Raw genomic sequence first — 21,349 nt, 5'->3', positions numbered from 1 at the left:
ATAAATCCGGCTGTTTACGCTGCTCAAGCGTACCTACTCTTGGTATCCGTGAACCAGCGGCGGATCCCGCGAAAGCGGACATATCTCTTGTGTGCACCGGAGTACTTCGCGGTGCAGTACGTGATCAACCCGTGGATGGATCCCACCGCGCCGGTCGACGTCGAGTTGGCGGTCAAGCAGTGGGAGCGGATGCGGGAGACCCTGGTCGGCCTCGGCCACACGGTCCACGTACTCGACCCCGAGCCCGGCCTGCCGGACATGGTCTTCGCGGCCAACGGGGCGTTCGTGGTCGACGGCACCGCCTACGGGGCCCGGTTCAGGTACGAGCAGCGGACCGCCGAGGCCTTCTCCCACCGGGCGTTCTACCAGGCCCAGGGCTGGCGGTACGTGGCACCGACCGTGACGAACGAGGGCGAGGGCGACTTCGCGTACCTGCCGGAGGCGTACGGGGGCACAATCCTCGCCGGGTACGGCTTCCGTACCGAGGTGGCCGCGCACACCGAGGCGCAGGAGGTGCTGGGCCGACCCGTCGTCTCGTTGCGCCTGGTCGACCCCCGGTTCTACCACCTGGACACCGCGCTGGCCGCGCTCGACGACCGGAACGTCGCCTACTTCCCGGGGGCGTTCTCGACCGCCACCCAGCAGGTCCTCGCCCAGCTCTTCCCCGACGCGGTGCTCGCCGACGAGACCGACGCCCTGGCCTTCGGGCTCAACCTGGTCGGCGACGGCCGGCACGTGATCCTGAACAGCGAGGCGACCGGTCTGGCCAGCAAGATCGCCGCGGCCGGGTACGTCCCGGTGCCGGTCGAGCTGGGTGAGCTGAAGAAGGGCGGCGGCAGCGTCAAGTGCTGCATCGCCGAACTGCGGCACTGACCGGGACGGTCGGGTGGGGGTTGATCCCGCGCGCCCCCACCCGACCGCTGGTCGGTCCGGCTAGCCCAGGGTGGCCAGCTCGTTGATCAACACGTTCGAGAGCAACTGCCCGTCCCGCTGGACCTTGCGCAGGTACCACTTCTGCTGCGGCGTACGGGGCTGGTTGAACTGCCACGGCCCGCGCGGGCTGTCGATCTGACCGACATTGCCCAGCGCCAGGTTGACCTGCTGCGGCGTCGGCTTCACCCCGGCGATCCGGATCGCCTTGTTCAACACCTGGGCGGCGTCGTAGGAGGCCATCGCGTACGTGGTCGGGGAGGCCCCGTGTGCCTTGCGGAACGCGGACGCGAACCGTCGATTGGCCGAGTTGTTGAGGTCCGCCGAGTAGTTCAGGGCGGTGACGATTCCCTCCGCCTCGTCCGCCTTCAGCTCACTGAGTACGGATCCCTCGGTGAGGAAGCCCGGCGCGTAGATCGGGTTCCGGTAGCCGGATCCGCGCAACTGCCGGAGGAACTCGACCGCGGCGGCCCCGGCATAGAAGCAGAAGATTGCGTCCGGATTGCGGTCCCGCAGTTGTTCGATCTTGGCCGAAAAGGCGCCCTTGCCGGGGTTGGTGGAGAACTCCGTCCAGAGCACCGAACCGGAGATCCGCGGGTCGGCGGCACCGAACCCCTGCTGGAAGCCGGCCACCGCGTCCCGGCCGCTCTGTCCGTCCGGCGCGATGATCACGATCTTCTTCCCGCGCGGCACCTGCTGCGCCACGTACGGGGCCAGCGCGCGTCCGGGCTCGTCGTTCACGTACGACGTGCGCCAGATGTAGACGACGCTCTGCAGCGTGGCCGGCGAGGCGTTCGAGCCGACCAGCGGCACCTTGGCCTGCTCGACCGCATCCCGGATGCCGAGCATGACCGACGAGTTCACCACCCCGGTCAGGGCGAGCACGTTCTGCTTGAGCAACCCGTCCAGGGCAGCCTTGCCGGTCTGCGCCGACTCGCCCTCGTCGGCCTGGATCAGCTCCACCGGGTGCCCGCCGAGCCGGCCCTCGTTGAGTTCGAGGAAGAGCTGGAACCCCTTCGCGATCTCGTCACCAATGGGCTTGTAGCCACCGGTCTGCGGGGCGATCAAGCCGATCCGGACCGGTTGGTCGCTCACCGGACCGTCCGCCGCCTCAGTTCCGGTGTCGGTGCTGCACGCGGCGGCCAGCCCGGTGCCGCCCAATGCGGCGAAGAGCTTGAGTGCCTGCCTGCGGTCCATTTGCGACACAGATCGTTCCTCCCGAACATGAATGGGCGGGCGAAGCCCCTCCGCGTTCTACCGGTTTGGCGACGCTGCGTCAATGCCGCTCGATCATCTGTTCAGGGAATGGGACGTCATCGGTAGAGAGAGCGCAGTGCTGCCGTCACGGTCGGCCAGGCGGCCGATTCGGGATCGATGAGACCGAAATGCTCGCAATCAGGAAGCTCGATCAACTGGCAATTCGCCCCGGCCGCCGCCGCGTACCGCCGACTCATCGGGGGCGGAACCTGCCGGTCGAGCCCACCATGGATGACCACGGTAGGTGACTGAAGCGGTACGTGCTGGTGTGGGTCGGCGGCCGCGTACCGGTCCGGGAACTCCTCCGGGCCGCCGCCGAGCAGCGCCGCCACCGCACCCCCGTCAAGATCGAGACGGTACGCCTCAGCCAGGTCGCTCACCGGCGCCAGCGCCAGTACGCCCCCCACCCGCTCCGACACCCTCCGGGCGCAGTACAGGGCGAGATGTCCACCGGCCGAGTGCCCCAGCAGAATCGGCGCCCCCACCGCCGCCGCCTCCCGACCGGCTGCCGCAAGCACCTCGCCCACCAGCTCCGGCAACGCCGACACGCCCGCCGCCACGTCGTCGAGGGTTCCCGGCCAACCACCACCCACCTGTCCGGTACGCCGGAACTCCAGCTGCGCAACCGGGTACCCCCGAGCAGCCAGGTCCGCGGCCAGCGGCGAGACGTGCGCCCGGTCGTACTCGTCCCGCCAGAACCCGCCGTGGATCACCACCACCAGTGGCCGGGCCGGGCCACCGAGCACAGCCGGCAGGCGTACGTCGGCGAGCTGATCAGGCCCGTCGCCGTAGCGAACCGTGGCATCGGGTACGGGGGCGGCCCGGGTGAGTACCGAGCGGGGGTCGGGAAGCACGGCCAGACCGTATCCCGGTCCCCGCGAGCGGGCGGTGCCCGCACTGCGCGAAAATGGGTTCATGACCGATGCCGCGCGCTCCGCGAACGAGAATGACGAGTCGAGTCGCCCCGAGGCCGGCCGCCCCGGCACCGTGGTGGTGGTCGGGCCGGACGGCCAGCCGGTCGGCACCGTACCGGTCGGCGGGAACGCGCAGGGTGAGGATCCGGGCAGCCTGATCGAGCAGCCGGCCAAGGTGATGCGGATCGGCAGCATGATCAAGCAGTTGCTGGAGGAGGTCAAGGCCGCTCCGCTGGACGAGGCGAGCCGGCAGCGCCTCCGCGAGATCCACCAGCGGTCGATCGTCGAACTCGAGGATGGTCTCGCCCCCGAACTCCGGGAAGAACTGGAGCGGCTCTCCCTCCCGTTCGAGGAGGGCACCACACCCAGCGAGGGCGAGCTGCGGGTCGCCCAGGCCCAACTGGTCGGCTGGCTCGAAGGACTCTTCCACGGCATCCAGGCCGCCCTGGTGGCCCAGCAGATGGCCGCCCGGCTCCAACTGGAACAGATGCGCGGCGGTCGCCCGGCCCTGCCGAGCGGCGCCCAGCCCACCGGCCTCATCCCCGGCACCCCCGGCCAACCCGGCGAAAACCCCAACACCGGCCAGTACCTCTAACTACCCGCTGTAATTCCCCGCGCGTCGCGCCACCAGCTCGGTCGGAGCGACCACCGAGGGGTTGGGGGCGGCGTGCCCCACGTCGGGATCAAGCTTGACCGCCCAGAGTGGTGCACGCCGCCCCCAACCCCCCACCGCGCCCACTACCGAAACAGCGACTCCAGGTAGACAGCCACCCCGTCAGCATCGTTCGACCCCACAACCACATCAGCCACCGCCAACACAGAAGGATGCCCGTTAGCCACCGCCACCGCCCGCCCCGCCCAAGCCAGCATCGGCAGATCGTTCGGCATGTCACCGAACGCCACCACCTGATCGGCGGTCACCCCGTGCCGGGCGCAGAACCAGGCCAGACCCGCCGCCTTGGTCACCCCGGCGGCCGAGATCTCCACCAGCCCGGAGGACGACGAATGGGTCGCCTCGGCCAGCCCCGCCACGGCCCCCGCCACCACCTTGACGAAGACGTCCGGATCCTGGGTGCCGGCGCGGGCGAGCAGCTTCACCGCCGGCACCGAGAAGAGTTCCTCCGGCGACTCGATGCTCCGGATCTCCCTCATGTCGCCGTCCCACCGCAGCGGCCAGTCGACCTCGTGCCGCATCTGCCGGCCGTCGGTGATCTCGACCGCGAGGCGTACGCCGGGCACCTCCGCCCGGAGCCGGCGCGCCACCTCGGCGAGCAGGTCCGGGGCGAGCGGGTCGGCCCGCAGCACCAGGTCCTCGACCGGGTCGTACACCACGGCCCCGTTCGCGCAGATCGCCGGTACGGCCTCCCGCAACTGGTCGTACACCCCTTGCAGCCAGCGGATCGGTCGACCGGTGACCAGTACGACCCGGGCTCCCGCCCCCGCCGCGAGCTCCAACGCGTCGGCGGTCCGTACGCTGACCGTCCGGTCCCCCCGGAGCAGGGTGCCGTCCAGGTCGGTGGCGATCAGTCGGGGCGGTTGATCCATCAGTGCGACAGTAGTCGGTCGAGGTAGACCGCAACCCCGTCCTCGTCGTTGCGCAGGGTGATCTCGTCAGCGGTCGACCGGACCGTCGGGTGGGCGTTCGAGACCGCCACCCGGCCCCAGCCGGCCCACTCGAACATCGGCAGGTCGTTTGGCATGTCGCCGAAGACCAGCACGTCGGCCGGGTCGACCCCGAGCGACTCGGCCACCACGGCCAGCCCGGTGGCCTTGTCCACCCCGGGCGGGCTGATCTCGATGAAGCCCTGCCCGGCCTGGGTGATCGCGGCCTGTTCCGGCGGGACGATCCGTCGGGCCGCATCGAGCAGCGCGTCCACGTCGTGCCCCGGCGTACGGGCGAAGGCCTTGATGACGTCGGTGGCGCAGCAGTCGAGCCGGGACCGGGCCTCGAACCGTTCCGGGTACGGCCAGGTGGGGTCGTAGTCGCCCCAGAGCGGCGCGTCGGTGGCGTCCAGCGCCTCCACCATCACGGTGAGCGGCCCGACCTCGGCCTCCAGCGTGGCGAGCAGGGCGGCCAGCACACCACCGGAGAGCCGTTCGTCGCGGAGCACCACCGGCCCGAGCGGATCGGTCTGGTCGACCACCCAACCACCACCGGCCATCACCAGGAAGTCGGCGGCCCGGATGTCGTTTCGGGTCAACTCGGCCAGGCGCGGTCCACGTCCGGTCGCGCCGACCACCGGGATGCCGGCGGCGCGTACCCGATCGAGCACCTCGTGGGTGAAGGCCGACACGGTGTCGTCGCTGCGCACCAGGGTGCCGTCCAGGTCGGTGGCCACCAGCTTGGGTAGTCCGGGTCGCGGCATGACTCCTCCTCGCCCCGCCTCCTCCGCCGGCCCGGTGAAACTGGTGCTGTTTGTCCAGTTCCACGGGTCTGTCCGTGGCGACGGGGGAGCAACCGTATCTCGCGGTGTGCTACGCGCCCATGACTTCCGCGCTAATACTCACGTACCAGCGGCTGGTGTGCCGATGGCCGGGCCGGCCATCGACACACCGGGTGTCCGCCCGGATCAGCGCGGTTCGAGGACGTCCCGTCCACCGAGGTACGGCTGGAGCGCCTTCGGTACGCGTACCGAACCGTCCGGTTGCTGGTGGTTCTCCAGGATCGGCACCAGCCACCGGGTGGTCGCGAGGGTGCCGTTGAGCGTGGCGGCGAACTGCGGCTTGCCGTCCGAGTCCCGGTAGCGGATGTTCAGCCGCCGGGCCTGGAAGGTGGTGCAGTTCGAGGTCGAGGTGACCTCCCGGTAGCGACCCTGCGACGGCACCCACGCCTCGCAGTCGTACTTGCGGGCCGCGCTCGATCCGAGGTCGCCGGCTGCCACGTCGATCACCCGGTACGGGATCTCGACCTTGGCCAGCATCTCCTCTTCCCAGGCCAGCAGCCGCAGGTGCTCCTCGTGCGCCTGCTCGGGGCGGCAGTAGGAGAACATCTCCACCTTGTCGAACTGGTGCACCCGCATGATCCCCCGGGTGTCCTTGCCGTACGAGCCGGCCTCGCGGCGGAAACACGACGACCAGCCGGCGTAGCGCTGCGGCTCGTCGTCCAGCTTGAGGATCTCCTCCGAGTGGTACGCGGCCAGCGGCACCTCGCTGGTGCCGACCAGGAAGATGTCGTCCGCGTCCAGCCGGTAGACCTCGCTCGCGTGCGCGCCGAGGAAACCGGTCCCCTCCATCGACTCCGGCTTGACCAGGGCCGGGGTGATGGCCGGGGTGAAGCCGTACTCGACGGCCTGGGCGATGGCGAGCTGGAGCAGGCCGAGCTGGAGCAGCGCGCCCACCCCGGTCAGGAAGTAGAACCGGCTGCCCGAGACCTTGGCGCCGCGTTCCATGTCGATCGCCCGCAGCGCCTCGCCGATCTCGAGGTGGTCCTTCGGGTTGTCGATCACCGGTAGCTGGCCGACCTCGCGCAGCACGACGTAGTCGTTCTCGCCGCCGGCCGGGGCGCCCGCCTCGACCACGTTCGGAACCGCGAGCTGGGCCCGGCGCAGCGCCGCGTCGGCCTCGGTGGTGGCGGCCTCGGCCGCCTTCACCTCGCCCGAAAGCTCCTTCGTACGCGCCAGCAGCGCGGTCCGCTCGTCTCCGGTGGCCCTGGGCATCTGCTTGCCGAGTTGTTTCTGCTCGGCCCGGAGCGCCTCGAACCGCCCGACTGCGGCTCGGCGCTGCTCGTCGGCCCGGAGCAGGTCGTCGACGACCGACTCGGACTCGCCACGGGCACGCTGGCTGGCACGGACGGTTTCCGGTTCGTCGCGAAGCAGACGCAGGTCAATCACGGGAAGTGAGCCTACCGGGAAGGGCCGCCAACCTTCACCGCGATATCTGCCCGGCGCGGTCGGCGGCGTGATCCCGCACGTGGCCGCCCGGCGGCCGGCCCGACTGCGGCGACCGGCCTCGGTGGGCCGTGACGACCGGCCTCAGCGGGCTTCCGGTGGCTCGGGCGAGGCGAACGGGGTGGTCGGGCCGACGGTCAGGTCCCGGGGCACGTCGTCCAGCTCGTCGTCGGGTGTGCCCGTGCTCGCCTGCCGGCGCCAGGAGAAGACGGGATCGGGGTCCGGATCCGCCTGTTCGGGGCTGTCGGCTCCGGCGACCGGCGGCGCGGACGGCGTCGGCTCGGGGCCGAGCAGCCGACCGGCGAGGTACAGGGCGAGCCCGAGCAGCGCCGTGCCGACGTACGCCATCACCAGCCCGCGGCCGTACTCGATCCGCAGGCCGGTGTCCTCACCGATCCCGAGCCGGGAGATGTTGTCCAGGGTCAGCGACGCGGCGACGAGTACGCCGAGCACCGTACCGGTGATGGCCAGGCCGACCACCCGGACGTTGCGCCGTACGGCGGTCGTGCCGAAGATGACCAGCGCCAGGCAGCAGACGATGCCGAAGACCCCGAACAGGTACGCGGCCCCGAAGTTGGTCGAGTCGGAGACCCCGACCGGAGTACGGCCGACCGTCCCGACACCCTCCGGCCCGAAGTTCGGCACCCGCATGATCGTCCACTCACCGACCAGCGAGGCGAAGACGGCGACCGCCCCGATCCCGGCGACCACCGGCACCATCCGGGGGTCCCGAGCGAGGCGGGTCATCAGGTCGCCACGGCGGCGGGGTCGGCGCGGTTCGTCCTGGTCGCCCCACTCCACCATGGCGACGCCTTCCGACCGGACATCCTGCCGGGGAATCGGGTACTCCTGGGACATGGCCGTGCCCTTTCCGGGTAAGCGCGGTCCTCGCCGCATCATGACACAGCTTCCTGACCGCACCCCGGAACGCCGCCGACGCTGTGTCCATGGTCCCGCCCCGGTTCGTCGCATCGCCGGCCGGTTTGCACTAGCGTCGTGGTCATGCCTATCCGTACTGCTTCCGCCCGCTGGCAGGGCAACCTGACCGAAGGTTCCGGCACGATCCGCACCGGCAACGGCGGGATCGAGGGGAACTACTCATTCAAGTCCCGGTTCCAGGAGGGCGAGGGGACCAACCCCGAGGAGCTGATCGGCGCGGCTCACGCCGGTTGCTTCTCGATGGCCTTCTCCAAGGGCCTGGCCGACGCCGGGTTCGCCCCGACCTCGGTCGAGACCACGGCAAAGGTCCACCTGGACAAGACCGACGGCGGGTTCTCCGTCACCCGGATCGACCTCGAAACCGTCGGGGACGTGCCGGGCATCGACGAGGCCGAGTTCCAGAAGCAGGCCGAGAGCGCCAAGGCCAACTGCCCGATCTCCCGGCTGCTCTCCCCGGGCGCCGAGATCTCCCTGGTCGCCCGCCTCTCCGCCTGACCCGGCACCTGATCCGAGCCGCCGAGCGCGGTGTTCACGGCACGCCCGTACGCGTCGGCAGACCGACGGGTACGGCTGCCGGGGCACCGCGCTCACCCGTACCCGGTGTTCGACGCCCGGTGGGCACCGCGTTGATCGGGCACAATGGTGAGCGTGCCGGTCGAGATGAGCCGCGAGCGTTTCGAAGAGCTGGTCGGCGAGGCACTCGACGAGGTGCCCGCGGAGCTGCTCCGCCTGATGAGCAACGTGGTGATCCTGGTCGAGGACTACTCGCCCGAGGGCGGGCCCGAGCTGCTCGGGCTCTATGAGGGCCACGCGCTGACCAGCCGGGGCTGGGACTACGCGGGCGTCCTGCCCGACCGGATCTTCATCTACCGTTATCCGATCCTGCGCATCTGCCAGGACGACGACGAGGTGATCGACGAGATCGCGGTCACCGTCGTACACGAGATCGCACACCACTTCGGCATCGACGACGAGCGCCTGCACGCCCTCGGCTGGGGCTGACTCCCACCTTTCGCGCCCTGCGTCCGGCCTTCGTTTGCGTCCGGTGCCTACCCTCGGGCAACAACCCCTACCAGGAGGAACACCCATGCGCAGCGCGCTGTTCTCCGCGGAGAACCTGGAGAAGGAGTCCGACCAGCCCGGCCTGCGGCTGCAGAACTCCAAGATGCTGAAGATCGAGCTGAACGGCGAGGCGATGGCCCGCGTCGGCTCGATGGTCGCCTACCAGGGACAGGTGCAGTTCCAGGCACTCGGCTCCGGCGGCCTCGGCAAGTTCCTCAAGCAGAAGCTCACCGGCGAGGGTGTGCCGCTGATGAAGGTCGTCGGCCGGGGCGATGTTTTCCTCGCCGACTACGCCAGTGACGTACACCTGATCGACCTCGAGCCCGGCGACGCGTTGTCGATCAACGGATCCAGCGTCCTGGCCTTCGACTCCACCCTCCAGTACGACATCAGGATGGTCGGCGGCGCCGGGATGGCCTCGTCGTCCGGCCTGTTCAACTGCGTGTTCACCGGCTACGGCCGGATCGCGATCACCACCAAGGGCACCCCGGTGGTGCTGAACGTCGACGGTCCGACCTTCGTCGACCCGCAGGCGGCCGTCTGCTGGTCGGCGAGCCTGCAGACCGGCTACCACCGGGCCGAGCAGCTCGGGCTCGGGACCCTGCTCGGGCGGCGTACCGGGGAGGCGTTCACGATGAGCTTCGCCGGACAGGGCTTCGTGGTCGTGCAGCCGTCGGAGGAGCCGCCGGTGCAGGGCAGTGGCCAGCAGGAACAGCAGGGCGGCCTGCTCGGCGGTCTGCTGAGCTGAACCGGGCGGCACGAGCGCGCGGGGTGGCCGTACGGGTCACCCCGCCACGGGGATCAGCCGAGTTCGCCGGCCCGGAGCCGGGTCAGCCACGCGGTCGCGTCGGCGTAGTCGGCGTCGCTGAGGCCCGGTGGCGCCGGCACCGGGGGTTCGTGCGGCGCCACCCCCCACCGGTGCCGGGGGTACGAGCCGAGGAACCGTACGTCGGCGCAGACCCGACGCAGTCCCCGCAGCGCCTCGCCGACCCGGTCGTCGGCGACGTGCCCGGTGCAGTCGAGGAAGAAGACGTAACGGCCCAGGGCCTCACCGGTCGGGCGGGACTCGATCCGGGTCAGGTTCACCCCGCGTACGGCGAGCTCCATCAGCACCGCGAGCAGCGCACCGACCCGGTCGTGGGCGATGAAGACGGCCAGCGACGTCACATCGTCGCCGGTCGGCGGCGGAGGTGTGCTCGGCCGGGTGACCAGCACGAACCGGGTGACGGCGTCGCCGTGGTCGGCGATCTTCTCGGCCAGTACGGCCAACCGTTGCCGGGTCACCCCGATCGGCGCGCAGATGGCGGCGTCCTGTTCACCGGCTGCGGCGGCTGCGGCGGCAGCTCCGTTGGAGAGCACGTCGACCACGGTGGCGTTCGGCAACTGCTCCCGGAGCCAGCCACGGCACTGGGTGGACGCCTGCGGGTGGGCGGCGACCGTACGGATCTCGTCCAGCGACCGGCCCGGCCGGGCGGCCAGCACGAACTCGACCGGCAGCACCACCTCACGGGCGATCATCAGGGGGTCGCCGTCGACGATCTCGTCGAAGGTCACCCCGACCGCGCCGCCGATCGAGTTCTCCAGGGGCACCAGCGCCGCGTCGGCGTCGTCGAGCCGGACCGCGTCGAGGGCCTCCGGCACGCTGCGCGCCGGGGTACGGCTGCCGCGTACGGCCGCCGGCAGGGTACGCAGTGCCTGCTCGGCGAAGGTTCCTTCGGGACCGAGGTAGACGAACCGGGTCGGTGGTACACCGGGCATGCGGTCCAGCCTACGCACCGGTGGTGGGCGGGGGCGTGGTGTACCCGCCGGCAACCTGGGGCGGGGTTTCGCAGGCGGCGGTCTTGATGCCGGCCGGTGCGCCCGTACGGACCGGGATGCTGCACACGTCGGTCCCGGCGGTGACCAGGGTCAGTGCGGTCGCCGGTCCTTTCGACACCACCTGCCATGGGCCCCGGTCACCGACCTGGACCACGGTGTACTGCCAGTCGCCGGCGCAGAGCGGGCCGGGGGCCGGCACGGTCAACTGGACCCCGCGCGGGATCCCACTGGACGAGCGGCGGAGCAGGGCGACCACCTGGTCGGCGGTTGGTTTGCCCTGGCATGCGACGGCGGTGTTCTCGCCGAACAGCGGGGTGGGGGTCGGCCAGGTGCCGGGGGTCTGGGTGCGGGTGCCCGGTGTGACCGGGGTGCCGGTCGGGGTGGGATGTGCGGTGGCCGGCGAGGGCAGCTCGCTGCCGGGCGGTTTCCGCAATTCCGGCGGGGTGCCACAGCCGGCCAGGGCGAGGCCACCGACGAGCAGACCGCTGGCGACGAGCCGGCGGGCCACGGTGGTACGTGAGGATGGTGCGCGGAGCACGGGCCGATTCCTTGCGCCGGGGCGGAGAAGCCGATCAGTTGACCGGGCCCCATGGTATTCCTGTGGACCGGCCGCTAGATAGATGCTCAGCCGGAGACGCGGTGACCGGCGTGGGTCAGGGTGGCCAGTGCCTCGGCGAGTCGGACCGCCGGCACCATCAGGTAGTCGGTGTCGTAGGTGGAGAACGCGAAGATGTTGACCCGGGCGTCGGCGAGCGGTACGACCAGCGAGGCCAGGATCCCGGTCAGGGCCATGTCCAGCGGTCCGGCGACCTGTAGGCAGCGCCACGGGGTTTCGACGGTGGCCTCGACCGGTGCCCGGTCGGCCCGACAGATGATCGACACCTCGTCGGCGGTCCAGGTCACCGAGAGGACGCCGGACTCCGCCGTACCGCCCAGCAGCCCGGCGGGCAGCGACGAGCCGGCCGGCAGCCGGCACACCGCGTACTCCTCCGGAAGCAGAGCGATATCCAACATGAGGGCACCTTACGGTGAGCCCGGTCGACCGCCCAACTCCTTAGTGTGCGGCGAGCGACACAGTGGGTCGGCCGGTCAGACCGGGGCGAAGAAGGTGAGGGAGCCGGCGACCGCCCCTGCGACCAGCAGCGGCGTCGAGATCGCGTCCACCGTCGCGTCGGTTGTCGGACTGGTGCCGGCCTGGACCCGGAGCAGGCCACGGGTGAGCCGGCCGGAGCTGAGCGCGAGCAGCGGCGGGATCTTGTCGACCTCCTGCTCGTTCAACTCGCCCCGGGCGGCGGTGAAGTCGAGCAACCGCAGTTCGCCGTCGAGCAGCGGGTGGCCGACCACCTTCGCCGGGGCGCTGAGGCCGAGCAGGGTGCAGCACGAGTCGGAGATGGCGGTGATCGTCGTACGCAGGTCGATGAGGAGACATGCCTCGGCTGCCAGGGAGACGCTGGCGGACCAGTTGGCGAAGCTGTCGGACTCGTGATCCGCCGAGGTCCCGGTGGAGGGTGGCACGAACGCCTCGGTGAGTGAGAGTTCGACGTGGGCCACCGCGCCTCCTATGCAACTTCACCAGTCGGACCCACGCTAGCCGACCGCGACGGTTCGGTACTTACCCCCGGTGGGGCCGTCGCGACGGCGAGCCATGACAGCGCACGGTCCAGGGCAGGGCCGAGCGATGCCACGGGGGCGAAAGCGGACTCCCGCCCCGATAGGTGACGTTGGCTGGTGACGTTACCGGTGGCTGGCCCGCTTGTCAGCGGCCGTTCGGCCGTCCTCGTACCAACGGTAGTCCGCGGCGGACCGGTAGGGGCCGTTCAACCAGGTGGAAGGCGCCTGCGCGACCCGGGAGAGTTTTTCCGCGGTGGCGGCACTGATCCGGGTGCCGCCGGCCACCAGGAGGCGGTCCAGTTCGCGGTGGGTCGCGACCAGACACTCCTTCGGCAGGCCGTAGACACTGATCACGCCGGAACCGACGAAGGTGAGCACCGGGGTGACGGGTACGTTCAGGCCGACCGCGGTGGAGAGCGCCTTGCTCGCCCGCTTGGCGTCCCGGCGTGCCTCGGCGACGTAGTTCGGGCGCTTGCCGTTGATCTGGACCACGTCACCGGCGATCATGACGCGGGCCCGGCCGTGGTCGGCGATGGTGACCGCGAACAGGCCGCTGGGTCCGATCGCGAGGAAGCTGGCCCGCTCGTCGCGCGCGCCGCGGTCGAGGGCGATCGGGTGGCCACCGGCCAGTTCCGCGCGCGGAACGTCGATCACGTGCCAGGAGGGACCGAGGTGGTCGAGCTGGTGGAGTGCGCGTGCGGCAGCTCCCTCGACCCGGCGGGCTTCGCGTTCGGCGCGGCGACGGCGGGCCCAGTCCAATGGGGTGGGACGAACGGCTTCGAGCGTCCCGGACGGCCCGGTCGGCGGCGGGGCGGGTAGGGCTCGGGCGGTGGGTACCGCTCGGCGCGCAGGAAACACAGTCATCGTGACCTCCGGCAAAAGGTCCCTCGGGTTATGTCTTCACTACCGTACGTGGCCACACCGGTGGTTCTGCAAGACGAACCGCTGAGTGAGTATGGATGAATGCCATATTCACCCCCAGCCCGTTTTCCCGGATGGTGACAAGTCCTGCCCTACGCTTCGATGGTGACACACTACGTCGACAGTGAGGTAGGTCGTCTTCGTACGGTGCTCCTGCACCGGCCCGGCGGCGAACTCGCCCGGCTCACCCCGCGCAACAACGGCTCGCTGCTCTTCGATGCCATCCCATGGGTCGGACGGGCCCAGGAGGAGCACGACGCCTTCGCCGCCGCCCTCGCGTCCCGTGGCGTCGAGGTCCTCTACCTGGGAAACCTGCTGGCCGAGACGCTGGCCCTGCCCGACGCCAGGGCCGAGGTGACCGAGCAGGTGCTCGGCGACCCCCGGCTCGGTGAGACGCTGCGGCGGCGGGTGGCGGACCATCTGACCTACCTCGACCCGGCCGCGCTCGCCACCGTGCTCATCGCCGGGCTCGCGCACGAGGAACTCCGTACGAGTTGGGACCGGCCCGGCGGGTTGGTCTACACCTTGCTCGACCGACACGACTTCGTCATCGACCCGTTGCCCAATCTTCTCTTCACCAGAGATTCATCCACCTGGATCCGAGACCATGCCGCAGTGACGAGTCTCACTATGCCCGCACGGCAGCGGGAGACCTCGCTGACCGACGCGATCTACCGGCACCACCCCCGGTTCGGCGGTACGCCGTTCGTCTACCAGCCGGGCCTGGAGCGGATCGAGGGCGGCGACGTGCTGCTGCTCGCCCCGGGGGTGATCGCGGTCGGCGTCGGTGAACGGACCACACCGGCCGGTGCCGAACGGCTGGCCCGCCGGGTCTTCGCCGCCGACCTCGCGCACACCATCCTGGTGGTGCCGATCGCGCAGGAACGCGCCACCATGCACCTCGACACCGTCTGCACGATGGTCGACGTCGACACGGTTCTGATGTACGCCAACGTCGCCGACACCCTGACGGCGTACACCGTGGTCAACGGCGCCGACGGCGAGCCGCAGGTCGACGGGCCGGCGCCGTTCCTGCGGGCGGCGGCCGACGCGATGGACCTGGACACGCTTCGGGTCATCGACACCGGCCTCGACCCGGTGACCGCCGAACGCGAACAGTGGGACGACGGCAACAACACCCTCGCCCTGGCTCCCCGGCTCTGCGTCGCGTACGAACGCAACGTGGAGACGAACGCCCAGTTGGAACGGGCCGGGATCGAGGTGATCCGGATCGCCGGCTCCGAACTCGGCTCGGGCCGAGGCGGCCCGCGGTGCATGTCCTGCCCCCTGGTCCGCGACTCACCCCGCTGACAGCGGCGGGGCGAGGATCGCCGAGCGCTGGGCCAGGGTCAGCGCAGGGTCAGTTGGCGGCCGACCAGGCCCTGGCGGGCGCGGCGGGCGGCACCGTCCAGCGGCGACGGATCCGCGAGCGCGGCGGCGTACCGCTTGGCGAAGTCGGCCAGCGGGGTCTCCCACTCGTCCGCCTCGGGATCGCGGGGCAGGTCCCAGACCGGTACGAGCCGCCCGTGGGCCCGGAACATCCCGGCGAACCGGGTGCCCTCGCCGAGCGTCAGCTCACCGGCGGCGCTCAGCCGGGACAGCGCGTCGAGCGCGGCGTCCTCGTCGTCGGGCAGCACCCAGCGCACGTGGCTCTTCTCCGGCACCCGGCACCAGTACGCGGCAGGAGCGGCGGCGAGCCGTACGGTCGGGTAGATCGACGCGTTGGCTCGCTCCAGCGACGCCTGCACGGTCGGGTCGTCGGCGGCGTCGGGATCCAGCCAGAAGTCGAAGCCCTCGTGCATGGTGATGTCGAGCCGGTCGGTGACCAGCAGGTCCTGCAGCCGGGGACCGACGCCGGGCAGCGGCGGCACCGACACCTGCTGTCCGGGTTCGGCGTCCAGGGCGGCGAGCAGCGCGACGGCGAGGTCCCGGGAGACGTCACCGGACTGGTCGTGGCGCTGGAGGCCGATGAAGACCCGCCCGTCCGGCTTGGTCATCGCCGGCCACGCCATCGGCAGCACGGTGGAGAGCATCACCGGGCGGTCGCCGTACTGCTCGACCAGGTCGGGGGTGAGCTGGAGCGGGGCCGACGCGGCCGGTACGAGTTCGCGCAGGGCGATCCACTCCGCCTCGTCGGCGAGTCCCTCGAACGGCCGGGGGACGAAGACGTCGCGGACCTTCTCCCGCTTCTCCTTCGCCGGCCGCTGGCCGCCGTCCGGCGTGCTGTTCGAACCGGCAACGGCCGAGGACCGGGTTTGCTTTCGACGCTTGCTCACGGCGAGACAGCCTAGAGGATCGGGGCCGGACTCCGGGCCGCTCGGTGCCCCACCGGCCGGTCGACGGTCCCGGGCACGGTCAGGACAGGGGACGGCACGGTCAGGACAGCGCGACGAGGCGGTCCGCGGCGGGGGCGGCGAGTTCGGCCCAGACGCTCTGCCCGAGGCCGTCCCGTTCGACGCCCCACTGGGTGGTGAGGGCGGTCACGATGTGCAGCCCACGGCCGTCGATCGCCTCCAACCCCACCGTACGGATCCGGGGGGAGGTGGTCGCGCCGCCGTCGGTGACCCGGATTCCGACCACGTCGGTGCCGGGCCCGTGACGCAGGCGCCAGGCCACCCGGACCACCCCGCCGGGCAGCGGCTCGGCGTGCCGGACCGCGTTGCCGACGAGTTCGGCCAGGACGGCGACGACGTCGGCGAGCAACTCCGCCGGGATGACCCCGGACAGCTCGGTCGCCAGCCGTTGCCGGGCCGTCCGTGCTCCGCTCGCCTGGTGCGGCACGACCACGCACCACGAGCGTTCAGCGATCCCCGTAACCACGGACGTGCCTCCTCGGAGCACCGCCGGAATCCATCGGTGCGGATCACCCTCTGGGCAGCCGCACCTCTGCGACCGTACCGCCCCCGGCCCGAGGTCGCAGGGAAACCCATCCATTCTGTCGTTCGACGATCCGGCGGACCAGGTAGAGGCCGAGCCCGGCGCCGGGGTACTGCCGGCGGTCGCCGGACTCGCCCTGCCAGAACCGGTCGAACGCACGCTCCACATGCTCGGGTCGGATGCCGACGCCACGATCGCTGACCCGGAACGCCACCGTGTGTCCGTCGGCCTCGGCGCGCAACTCCACCGGGGAGTCGGCGGGCGAGTACTTGTCCGCGTTGGTGGCCAGCTCGGTCAGCACGGTCGCCAGGCTGGCCCGGTCGCCGAGCGCCTTGGGCAGGTCCACCGGGAGCGCGAGGACCAGTCGGCGGCGCAGGTGCGCGGGCAGGTCGGCGACCGCGGCGCGCAGCGCCTCGACCAGGTCGAACGGTACGGGGGAAGCACCGCCCACCGGACCGGCGTCGTTGGCCGCCGAGAGGAGCCGGTCGACCAGGCGGGCCAGTTCGCCGGCCCGTTGCCCGATCACCCGTGCCGCCTGGCGTCGGTCCGGTTCGGAGAGCGAGTCCCAGTGGTCGGTGAGGGTGTCGGCGTACCCCTTGATGACCGTCACCGGCGTACGGAGTTCGTGGCTGGTGACGGCGACGAACAGGTCGGTGTCGTGGTCCTGCCGGAACTGGTCGGTGACGTCGCGGAAGGTGACCACCCGGGAGGCGACCGTGCCGGGCAGCTCCCCCGAAGTGATCTTGATCCACCGACCGTCCGGCAGCCGGTGGTCGAGAACCTGCCCCGGCGGTGGCAGCGGGAACGGCAGCGGGTGGTTGAGCGCCTGGGCCGCGGTCCGCCCGACGATCTGTTCCGCCGCCGGGTTCCAGAGCCGGACGAAGCCGTCCCGGTCGGCGATGGCGAGCCCGTCGGCGAGCGCGGCCACCACCGGCCCGTCCCCGTGTACGGGCAGACCCGCCTGGTCGCCGTACATGTGCGCGACGCAGGAGGCGACGTACGTCAGGACGGTCCGGTGTTCCGGGCCGCAGTCGTCGTCACCGTCGGGATAGAGGGCGTGCAGGCTCCCGATCATCACCCCGCCGATCTCCGCCCGCGCCACCACCATCCGGCGCAGGTCCGACCGGTCGGGTTGGTGGGCCAGTTCCCAGGAGAGCGCGTCGACCCGCATGTCCTGCACCCGGGCACCGGACCGCAGCCGTTCGGTGGCCGGGTCGCCGAGCGGCACCGGTCGGCCGAGGGCCCACTCCGCGGCCCCGGTGGCGGCGATGATCCTGCCCCGGGTGGGGCCGTACTCCACAAAGGCCATGCCGGCCGCGCCGACCGTCCGCTGGGCGACCCGGAGCAGGTGACCGAGGACCGGCAGTGCGGCGTCACCGGAATTGATCATTTCGATGACGACGGTGTGGCCGGCGACGAGCGCGGGGTAATCGGGGCGGTCCGGCATGCCCCGAGTCTGCCTTCTCCGGTCGGCTTTGGGCAGTCCCGGTCGGCCGGTCAGCGACCCAGCCGGTCGAGGATGAGCGCCGGACGGTCGGTGATGATGCCGTCCACCCCGGAGTCGAGGACCAGATCCAGGTCGTCGGGTTCGTTGACCGTCCAGACGTAGACGCGGTTGCCGGCGGCGCGTAACGCCGGCACCAGCCGGGGACGGGCCCGGAGCAGCCCGATGCCGGGGCCGGCGATCTGGGCGCCGAACGGCAGCCGGCCCACCCGCATCCAGGGCGGTAGCACCTCGAGCAGGAGCACGGTCGGCAGGTGCGGGGCCAGTTCGCGGATCCGGCGTACGGCCAGGGGTGAGAACGACATGACGGTGACCCGTACGGTTTCGTCCGGGTTCCGGTCGACCAGCCCGTGCTGGCGGAGCAGGTCGACCAGCCGGCGCTCGACGTCGGCCCCGTACCGGGTGGGGTGTTTGGTCTCGATCAGCAGCTCGACCGGGCGGCCGGCGGCGCGGACCGCGCGCAGCAGCCCGTCGAGGGTGAGCAACCGGGTCCGGGACGGGTCCGCCGGTACGTCGGTCGGCAGGTCCTCGCCGGCCGTGGCACTGTGCCACGAGCCGAAGTCGAGCTGGTCCAGCTCGGCGAGGGTACGGGTGCTGACCAGCCCGGTGCCGTTGCTGGTCCGGTCCAGCCGCCGGTCGTGTACGCAGACCAGGTGCCCGTCGCGGGTCAGCCGGACGTCGCACTCCAACCCGTCCGCGCCCTCGTCCAGCGCCCGCAGGTACGCGGCCAGGGTGTGCTCGGGCAGCACCGCGGACGAACCGCGGTGTGCGAACACCAGTGGACCGGTCATGCTCAGATCACTCGGGCGGGCTGCCCGTTCTCGCTCTGCACCGGTCGGCCGGACGCCGCCCACTCCTGCATCCCACCCTCGAGGTTGCGTACGTTGTCCCAGCCGTTGCCGAGCAGGTAGGAGACCACCTGGCCGGAGCGGCCCCCGGACCGGCAGACCACGACCACGTCCTGGTCCGTGGGGAGCTCGGCGAGGCGGGCCGGCACCTCCATCATCGGCAGGTGGTGGGCGCCGGGCGCGTGGCCGGCCTCCCACTCGTCGGGCTCGCGCACGTCGAGCAGGTACGCCTCGTCGTCGACCTCGGACACCGTCACGGTGGGAATTCTCGATCCGTTCACGGCGTCCAGCCTAGAGCCGGACGGTCGGGCCGGTGCGGCCGGGCGGTGCCGCGCCGCTAAAGCTTGTTCACCCATTTTGGGTTGGCTTGTGCCCAGGCGTCCAGATCGGGCCCCCGCAGGGCCTGGAACAGGCCGGTCGCGCTGTCGTCCAGCACCACGTACGACGTGTCGCCGATCATCTCGGAGCGGGACGGGACCTGGATGCCCCTCATCGCCTCGGGGCGCAGCCCGCGCAGGTCGAACAGGATGTCCTGGGTCGGTTTGCCGTTGGTGTCCACGGTCAACGAGGCGCCGACCGCCCGGAGCACCTGGTCGAGCTTCAGCGGGTTGGTACGCAGGTCGCTCGCGCTGGCCTTGTCCATGATCGCCCGGAGCAACTGCTGCTGGTGCCGCTGCCGGTCGAAGTCGCCGGCCGGCAGGTCGTAGCGCTGGCGGGCGTAGTCCAGCGCCGTCGCCCCGTTCATGTCCTGGCAGCCGGGGTTGAACTGGGTGTTGGTGTGGATCGACCGTACCGGGGTGTCGACGCACATCTTCACCCCGCCGAGCAGGTCGATCACCTTGCGGAAGCCGGAGAAGTCGATCAGCGCCGCGCCGTCGAACCGGAGGCCGGTGATCTGGGTCAGGGTCGCCGAGAGCAGTCGGGCGCCGGGCTGTCCGCCGCCGCCGTAGTGGAACGCAGAGTTGATCTTGTCGGATCCGCCCGGATAGGCGTTCGCCGGCGAGGGCGGGATCTCCACCAGCAGGTCCCGGGGTACGGAGATCAGGTAGGCCCGGTTCAGCCCGGCCGGAATGTGCACGATCAGGATCGTGTCCGCCCGCTGGTCCGACTGCGCCGTGGCGGCCCGCCGGTCCGAGCCGACCAGGAGGTAGTTGAGCGGGCCGTTGCCCGCGGCCCGGTCCCGCCGGGCGGCCGGGTCGAGCAGCAGCTCCTTGGCCACACTGTTGTCGTACCGCTGGGTCACGCCGCGCAGACCGAGGCCGGCGGCGACGGCGATCAGCACCAGGCCGATCCCGATGCCGAGCAGGACCCTGGGCCAACGGGCGGTACGCCGTACCCGTTTCGCGCGACCTCGTCCCGGTCCGCCGGAAGACGACGAATCAGCCTTCTGTTCCGAGTGTTCCGGCTGCTCCCGACCCACTCGTTCGGATCTGTTCGTGGCAGCCTCCCGGACCCTGCCGCGTGGGCATCTCCCACGTCCGGCCTGAATCCGGGCTACCCGTCCAGGGGCGTTTGTAGCGTCGCCCCGGTCACTTCTTGGTGGAGATCACGCTCGGGTTGGCCGCGATGAACTCGGCGAGCTTGTCGTCCTTGACCGCCTTGAACATCTCGAGGCTGATCGGCTTGAGCACCTCGCGCTCCTCCGCACCCTCCTTGACCGAGTTGAACGCGCCGTCGTTGGTCCGGAGCATGACCATGTCGTTGGCGGCCACACCGCGCAGGGTGAAGACGAAGTCGCCGATCTCCGTGCCGCCGGTGTCGAGCACGAACGCCTCGCCGGCGGACTTGACCAGGTCGTTGAGCTTGAGCGGGTTGGTCATCACCCCGCCGTCCATCGCCTTCTTGGCCATCGCCTTGATGAGCTGCTGCTGGTGCTGCTGCCGGTCGTAGTCGCCGTTCTTCAGGCCGTAGCGCTGGCGGGAGTAGTCCAGCGCCTCCCAGCCCTCCATCTCCCGGCAGCCCTTCTTGTGCACCACCGGCTTCATCGGCTTGCCGGTCTTCTTGGCGTCCGCGTTCCACATCGGCTTACCGTCGACCAACTTCATGTGGTACGACTCGACCTCTTGGTCGACGCAGAGGTGCACCGAGCCGAGCGCGTCGATGACCTTGCGGAACCCGCCGAAGTCGATGATCGCGGCACCGTCGAAGCCGATGCCGGTCAGGTTCTTGATGGTGGCCGCCGTGAGCTGTGCTCCACCGGTCCAACCGGCACCGTTCTTGGCGCCGATCTCGAACGCGCTGTTGATCTTCGCCGTACCGCCCGAGTAGCCGCTCTTCTTCGACGCCGGCACCTGCACCTCGGTGTCCCGGGGGATCGAGATCAGGTACGCCTGGTCGTGGCTGGCCGGGATGTGCAGCACGATGATCGTGTCGGCCCGGACGTTCTCCGGATCCCACGACCCGCGTACATCCACGCCGAGCAGCAGCAGGTCGATCGGTCCCTCGAGGTCCTTGCCGCCCTCGGCGTCGCTCTTACCGGCGTCACCGAGCAGGTTCTCCTGGTCGATGGTGCTGGTCGCCTGGTTGATCACGACCTTGCTGCCGATGATCGCGACGCCGCTGCTCACCACCAGGACCGCACCCATCACCAACGCGAGCCGGGCCCATAGCGGGTCCTTGCGGCGGGCGCGCTTGCCCGGCCTGCCGGACTTCCCGACTACGGTCCCGCTCCGAATCGGCGTCTCGGTCTGGTCCGGCGACGAGGGCCGTCGGCGGGTCTGAACCGGCATGCTCGCTCCAGTTCGCGGATCGATGGGGGCGAGCCCACTGTACGGACAAGAA

At 70.8% G+C, this 21,349-nt stretch carries 24 protein-coding genes; 6 read left to right on the top strand and 18 right to left on the bottom strand.

Annotated elements, in window-relative coordinates; genetic code table 11:
- Positions 1–39: 39 nt before the first annotated feature.
- On the top strand, positions 40–873 hold the full coding sequence (gene ddaH, locus ACWEFB_RS19600) for a dimethylargininase (RefSeq protein ID WP_452287250.1): 834 nt from the start codon (positions 40–42) through the stop codon (positions 871–873).
- Between the two features lie 60 nt (positions 874–933).
- Here ddaH and ACWEFB_RS19595 read toward each other — a convergent pair whose 3' ends face one another.
- Complete coding sequence (locus tag ACWEFB_RS19595; RefSeq protein ID WP_326561804.1) at positions 934–2,136, bottom strand: ABC transporter substrate-binding protein; 1,203 nt, start codon at positions 2,134–2,136, stop codon at positions 934–936.
- A 107-nt stretch (positions 2,137–2,243) separates the two neighbouring features.
- Positions 2,244–3,041 carry an alpha/beta hydrolase family protein gene (locus tag ACWEFB_RS19590; protein ID WP_452287247.1) on the bottom strand — a complete coding sequence of 266 codons (798 nt, stop codon included), beginning with the start codon at positions 3,039–3,041 and terminating at the stop codon, positions 2,244–2,246.
- Positions 3,042–3,102: 61 nt separating this feature from the next.
- Between ACWEFB_RS19590 and ACWEFB_RS19585 the strand changes: the two genes are divergently transcribed.
- On the top strand, positions 3,103–3,696 hold the full coding sequence (locus tag ACWEFB_RS19585; protein WP_452287245.1) for a bacterial proteasome activator family protein: 594 nt from the start codon (positions 3,103–3,105) through the stop codon (positions 3,694–3,696).
- A 143-nt stretch (positions 3,697–3,839) separates the two neighbouring features.
- On the opposite strand, the gene ACWEFB_RS19580 is transcribed toward ACWEFB_RS19585, so the two are convergent.
- The 4 genes from ACWEFB_RS19580 to ACWEFB_RS19565 form a co-directional block, all read right to left on the bottom strand.
- Positions 3,840–4,646, bottom strand: a complete 807-nt coding sequence (locus ACWEFB_RS19580; RefSeq protein ID WP_452287243.1) for an HAD family hydrolase — start codon at positions 4,644–4,646, stop codon at positions 3,840–3,842.
- On the bottom strand, positions 4,646–5,467 hold the full coding sequence (locus ACWEFB_RS19575) for an HAD family hydrolase (RefSeq protein ID WP_452287241.1): 822 nt from the start codon (positions 5,465–5,467) through the stop codon (positions 4,646–4,648). The genes ACWEFB_RS19580 and ACWEFB_RS19575 overlap by 1 nt, the downstream gene beginning before the upstream one ends.
- A gap of 204 nt (positions 5,468–5,671) precedes the next feature.
- Entirely contained in the window at positions 5,672–6,931 is a 1,260-nt protein-coding gene (gene serS, locus ACWEFB_RS19570) for a serine--tRNA ligase (RefSeq protein WP_452287239.1), read from the bottom strand.
- 141 nt (positions 6,932–7,072) lie between these two features.
- Positions 7,073–7,846 (bottom strand): hypothetical protein, encoded by a 774-nt coding sequence (locus ACWEFB_RS19565; RefSeq protein WP_452287237.1) that lies wholly within the window; start codon positions 7,844–7,846, stop codon positions 7,073–7,075.
- 144 nt (positions 7,847–7,990) lie between these two features.
- Here ACWEFB_RS19565 and ACWEFB_RS19560 point away from each other — a divergent pair, with 144 nt between their 5' ends.
- From ACWEFB_RS19560 to ACWEFB_RS19550, 3 genes are all read left to right on the top strand, one after another.
- Positions 7,991–8,422, top strand: a complete 432-nt coding sequence (locus ACWEFB_RS19560; RefSeq protein ID WP_452287235.1) for an OsmC family protein — start codon at positions 7,991–7,993, stop codon at positions 8,420–8,422.
- A gap of 144 nt (positions 8,423–8,566) precedes the next feature.
- Complete coding sequence (locus ACWEFB_RS19555) at positions 8,567–8,929, top strand: metallopeptidase family protein (protein WP_326561796.1); 363 nt, start codon at positions 8,567–8,569, stop codon at positions 8,927–8,929.
- Positions 8,930–9,014: 85 nt separating this feature from the next.
- Positions 9,015–9,737, top strand: a complete 723-nt coding sequence (locus tag ACWEFB_RS19550) for an AIM24 family protein (protein WP_452287233.1) — start codon at positions 9,015–9,017, stop codon at positions 9,735–9,737.
- A 53-nt stretch (positions 9,738–9,790) separates the two neighbouring features.
- Here the strand turns inward: ACWEFB_RS19550 and pheA are convergent, their stop codons facing one another.
- The 5 genes from pheA to ACWEFB_RS19525 all read right to left on the bottom strand — a co-directional run bounded on the left by pheA (position 9,791) and on the right by ACWEFB_RS19525 (position 13,282).
- On the bottom strand, positions 9,791–10,747 hold the full coding sequence (gene pheA, locus ACWEFB_RS19545; protein WP_452287231.1) for a prephenate dehydratase: 957 nt from the start codon (positions 10,745–10,747) through the stop codon (positions 9,791–9,793).
- A 10-nt stretch (positions 10,748–10,757) separates the two neighbouring features.
- Complete coding sequence (locus ACWEFB_RS19540; protein ID WP_326561793.1) at positions 10,758–11,345, bottom strand: hypothetical protein; 588 nt, start codon at positions 11,343–11,345, stop codon at positions 10,758–10,760.
- Positions 11,346–11,431: 86 nt separating this feature from the next.
- Positions 11,432–11,821: an ACT domain-containing protein gene (locus ACWEFB_RS19535; RefSeq protein ID WP_326561792.1), complete on the bottom strand. Its 390-nt coding sequence runs from the start codon at positions 11,819–11,821 to the stop codon at positions 11,432–11,434.
- A 75-nt stretch (positions 11,822–11,896) separates the two neighbouring features.
- Positions 11,897–12,358: a PAS domain-containing protein gene (locus ACWEFB_RS19530; protein WP_326561791.1), complete on the bottom strand. Its 462-nt coding sequence runs from the start codon at positions 12,356–12,358 to the stop codon at positions 11,897–11,899.
- Between the two features lie 183 nt (positions 12,359–12,541).
- Entirely contained in the window at positions 12,542–13,282 is a 741-nt protein-coding gene (locus ACWEFB_RS19525; RefSeq protein WP_326561790.1) for a hypothetical protein, read from the bottom strand.
- 159 nt (positions 13,283–13,441) lie between these two features.
- Here ACWEFB_RS19525 and ACWEFB_RS19520 point away from each other — a divergent pair, with 159 nt between their 5' ends.
- Positions 13,442–14,650, top strand: coding sequence for an arginine deiminase (locus tag ACWEFB_RS19520; RefSeq protein WP_452287228.1), 1,209 nt, complete (start codon positions 13,442–13,444; stop codon positions 14,648–14,650).
- 38 nt (positions 14,651–14,688) lie between these two features.
- On the opposite strand, the gene ACWEFB_RS19515 is transcribed toward ACWEFB_RS19520, so the two are convergent.
- The 7 genes from ACWEFB_RS19515 to ACWEFB_RS19485 all read right to left on the bottom strand — a co-directional run bounded on the left by ACWEFB_RS19515 (position 14,689) and on the right by ACWEFB_RS19485 (position 21,297).
- Entirely contained in the window at positions 14,689–15,615 is a 927-nt protein-coding gene (locus ACWEFB_RS19515; RefSeq protein ID WP_452287226.1) for a DUF5926 family protein, read from the bottom strand.
- A gap of 100 nt (positions 15,616–15,715) precedes the next feature.
- Entirely contained in the window at positions 15,716–16,126 is a 411-nt protein-coding gene (locus tag ACWEFB_RS19510; RefSeq protein ID WP_452287432.1) for an ATP-binding protein, read from the bottom strand.
- 76 nt (positions 16,127–16,202) lie between these two features.
- Positions 16,203–17,663 (bottom strand): PAS domain-containing sensor histidine kinase, encoded by a 1,461-nt coding sequence (locus ACWEFB_RS19505; protein WP_326561787.1) that lies wholly within the window; start codon positions 17,661–17,663, stop codon positions 16,203–16,205.
- Positions 17,664–17,713: 50 nt separating this feature from the next.
- Positions 17,714–18,511 (bottom strand): glycerophosphodiester phosphodiesterase, encoded by a 798-nt coding sequence (locus ACWEFB_RS19500; protein WP_452287224.1) that lies wholly within the window; start codon positions 18,509–18,511, stop codon positions 17,714–17,716.
- A gap of 2 nt (positions 18,512–18,513) precedes the next feature.
- Positions 18,514–18,849 (bottom strand): rhodanese-like domain-containing protein, encoded by a 336-nt coding sequence (locus ACWEFB_RS19495; RefSeq protein ID WP_326561785.1) that lies wholly within the window; start codon positions 18,847–18,849, stop codon positions 18,514–18,516.
- Positions 18,850–18,905: 56 nt separating this feature from the next.
- Positions 18,906–19,988 (bottom strand): LCP family protein, encoded by a 1,083-nt coding sequence (locus ACWEFB_RS19490; protein ID WP_452287222.1) that lies wholly within the window; start codon positions 19,986–19,988, stop codon positions 18,906–18,908.
- A 109-nt stretch (positions 19,989–20,097) separates the two neighbouring features.
- Entirely contained in the window at positions 20,098–21,297 is a 1,200-nt protein-coding gene (locus ACWEFB_RS19485) for an LCP family protein (protein WP_452287220.1), read from the bottom strand.
- Between the last annotated feature and the right edge of the window lie 52 nt (positions 21,298–21,349).

The sequence above is a fragment of the Micromonospora sp. NPDC004704 genome (assembly GCF_053601675.1).
The sequence above is the reverse complement of the archived record's forward strand: the minus strand, read 5'-3'. Positions and strand labels throughout refer to the sequence as shown.

Bases quoted from the DNA above. Each gene is read 5' to 3' on its own strand.
- ACWEFB_RS19580 (WP_452287243.1), bottom strand. From the start codon at position 4,646: ATGGATCAACCGCCCCGACTGATCGCCACCGACCTGGACGGCACCCTG.
- ACWEFB_RS19525 (WP_326561790.1), bottom strand. From the start codon at position 13,282: ATGACTGTGTTTCCTGCGCGCCGAGCGGTACCCACCGCCCGAGCCCTA.
- ACWEFB_RS19565 (WP_452287237.1), bottom strand. From the start codon at position 7,846: ATGTCCCAGGAGTACCCGATTCCCCGGCAGGATGTCCGGTCGGAAGGC.
- ACWEFB_RS19560 (WP_452287235.1), top strand. From the start codon at position 7,991: ATGCCTATCCGTACTGCTTCCGCCCGCTGGCAGGGCAACCTGACCGAA.
- ACWEFB_RS19550 (WP_452287233.1), top strand. From the start codon at position 9,015: ATGCGCAGCGCGCTGTTCTCCGCGGAGAACCTGGAGAAGGAGTCCGAC.
- ACWEFB_RS19505 (WP_326561787.1), bottom strand. From the start codon at position 17,663: ATGCCGGACCGCCCCGATTACCCCGCGCTCGTCGCCGGCCACACCGTC.
- ACWEFB_RS19585 (WP_452287245.1), top strand. From the start codon at position 3,103: ATGACCGATGCCGCGCGCTCCGCGAACGAGAATGACGAGTCGAGTCGC.
- ACWEFB_RS19500 (WP_452287224.1), bottom strand. From the start codon at position 18,511: ATGACCGGTCCACTGGTGTTCGCACACCGCGGTTCGTCCGCGGTGCTG.
- ACWEFB_RS19535 (WP_326561792.1), bottom strand. From the start codon at position 11,821: ATGTTGGATATCGCTCTGCTTCCGGAGGAGTACGCGGTGTGCCGGCTG.
- ACWEFB_RS19575 (WP_452287241.1), bottom strand. From the start codon at position 5,467: ATGCCGCGACCCGGACTACCCAAGCTGGTGGCCACCGACCTGGACGGC.
- ACWEFB_RS19485 (WP_452287220.1), bottom strand. From the start codon at position 21,297: ATGCCGGTTCAGACCCGCCGACGGCCCTCGTCGCCGGACCAGACCGAG.
- ACWEFB_RS19520 (WP_452287228.1), top strand. From the start codon at position 13,442: ATGGTGACACACTACGTCGACAGTGAGGTAGGTCGTCTTCGTACGGTG.
- pheA (WP_452287231.1), bottom strand. From the start codon at position 10,747: ATGCCCGGTGTACCACCGACCCGGTTCGTCTACCTCGGTCCCGAAGGA.
- ACWEFB_RS19555 (WP_326561796.1), top strand. From the start codon at position 8,567: ATGGTGAGCGTGCCGGTCGAGATGAGCCGCGAGCGTTTCGAAGAGCTG.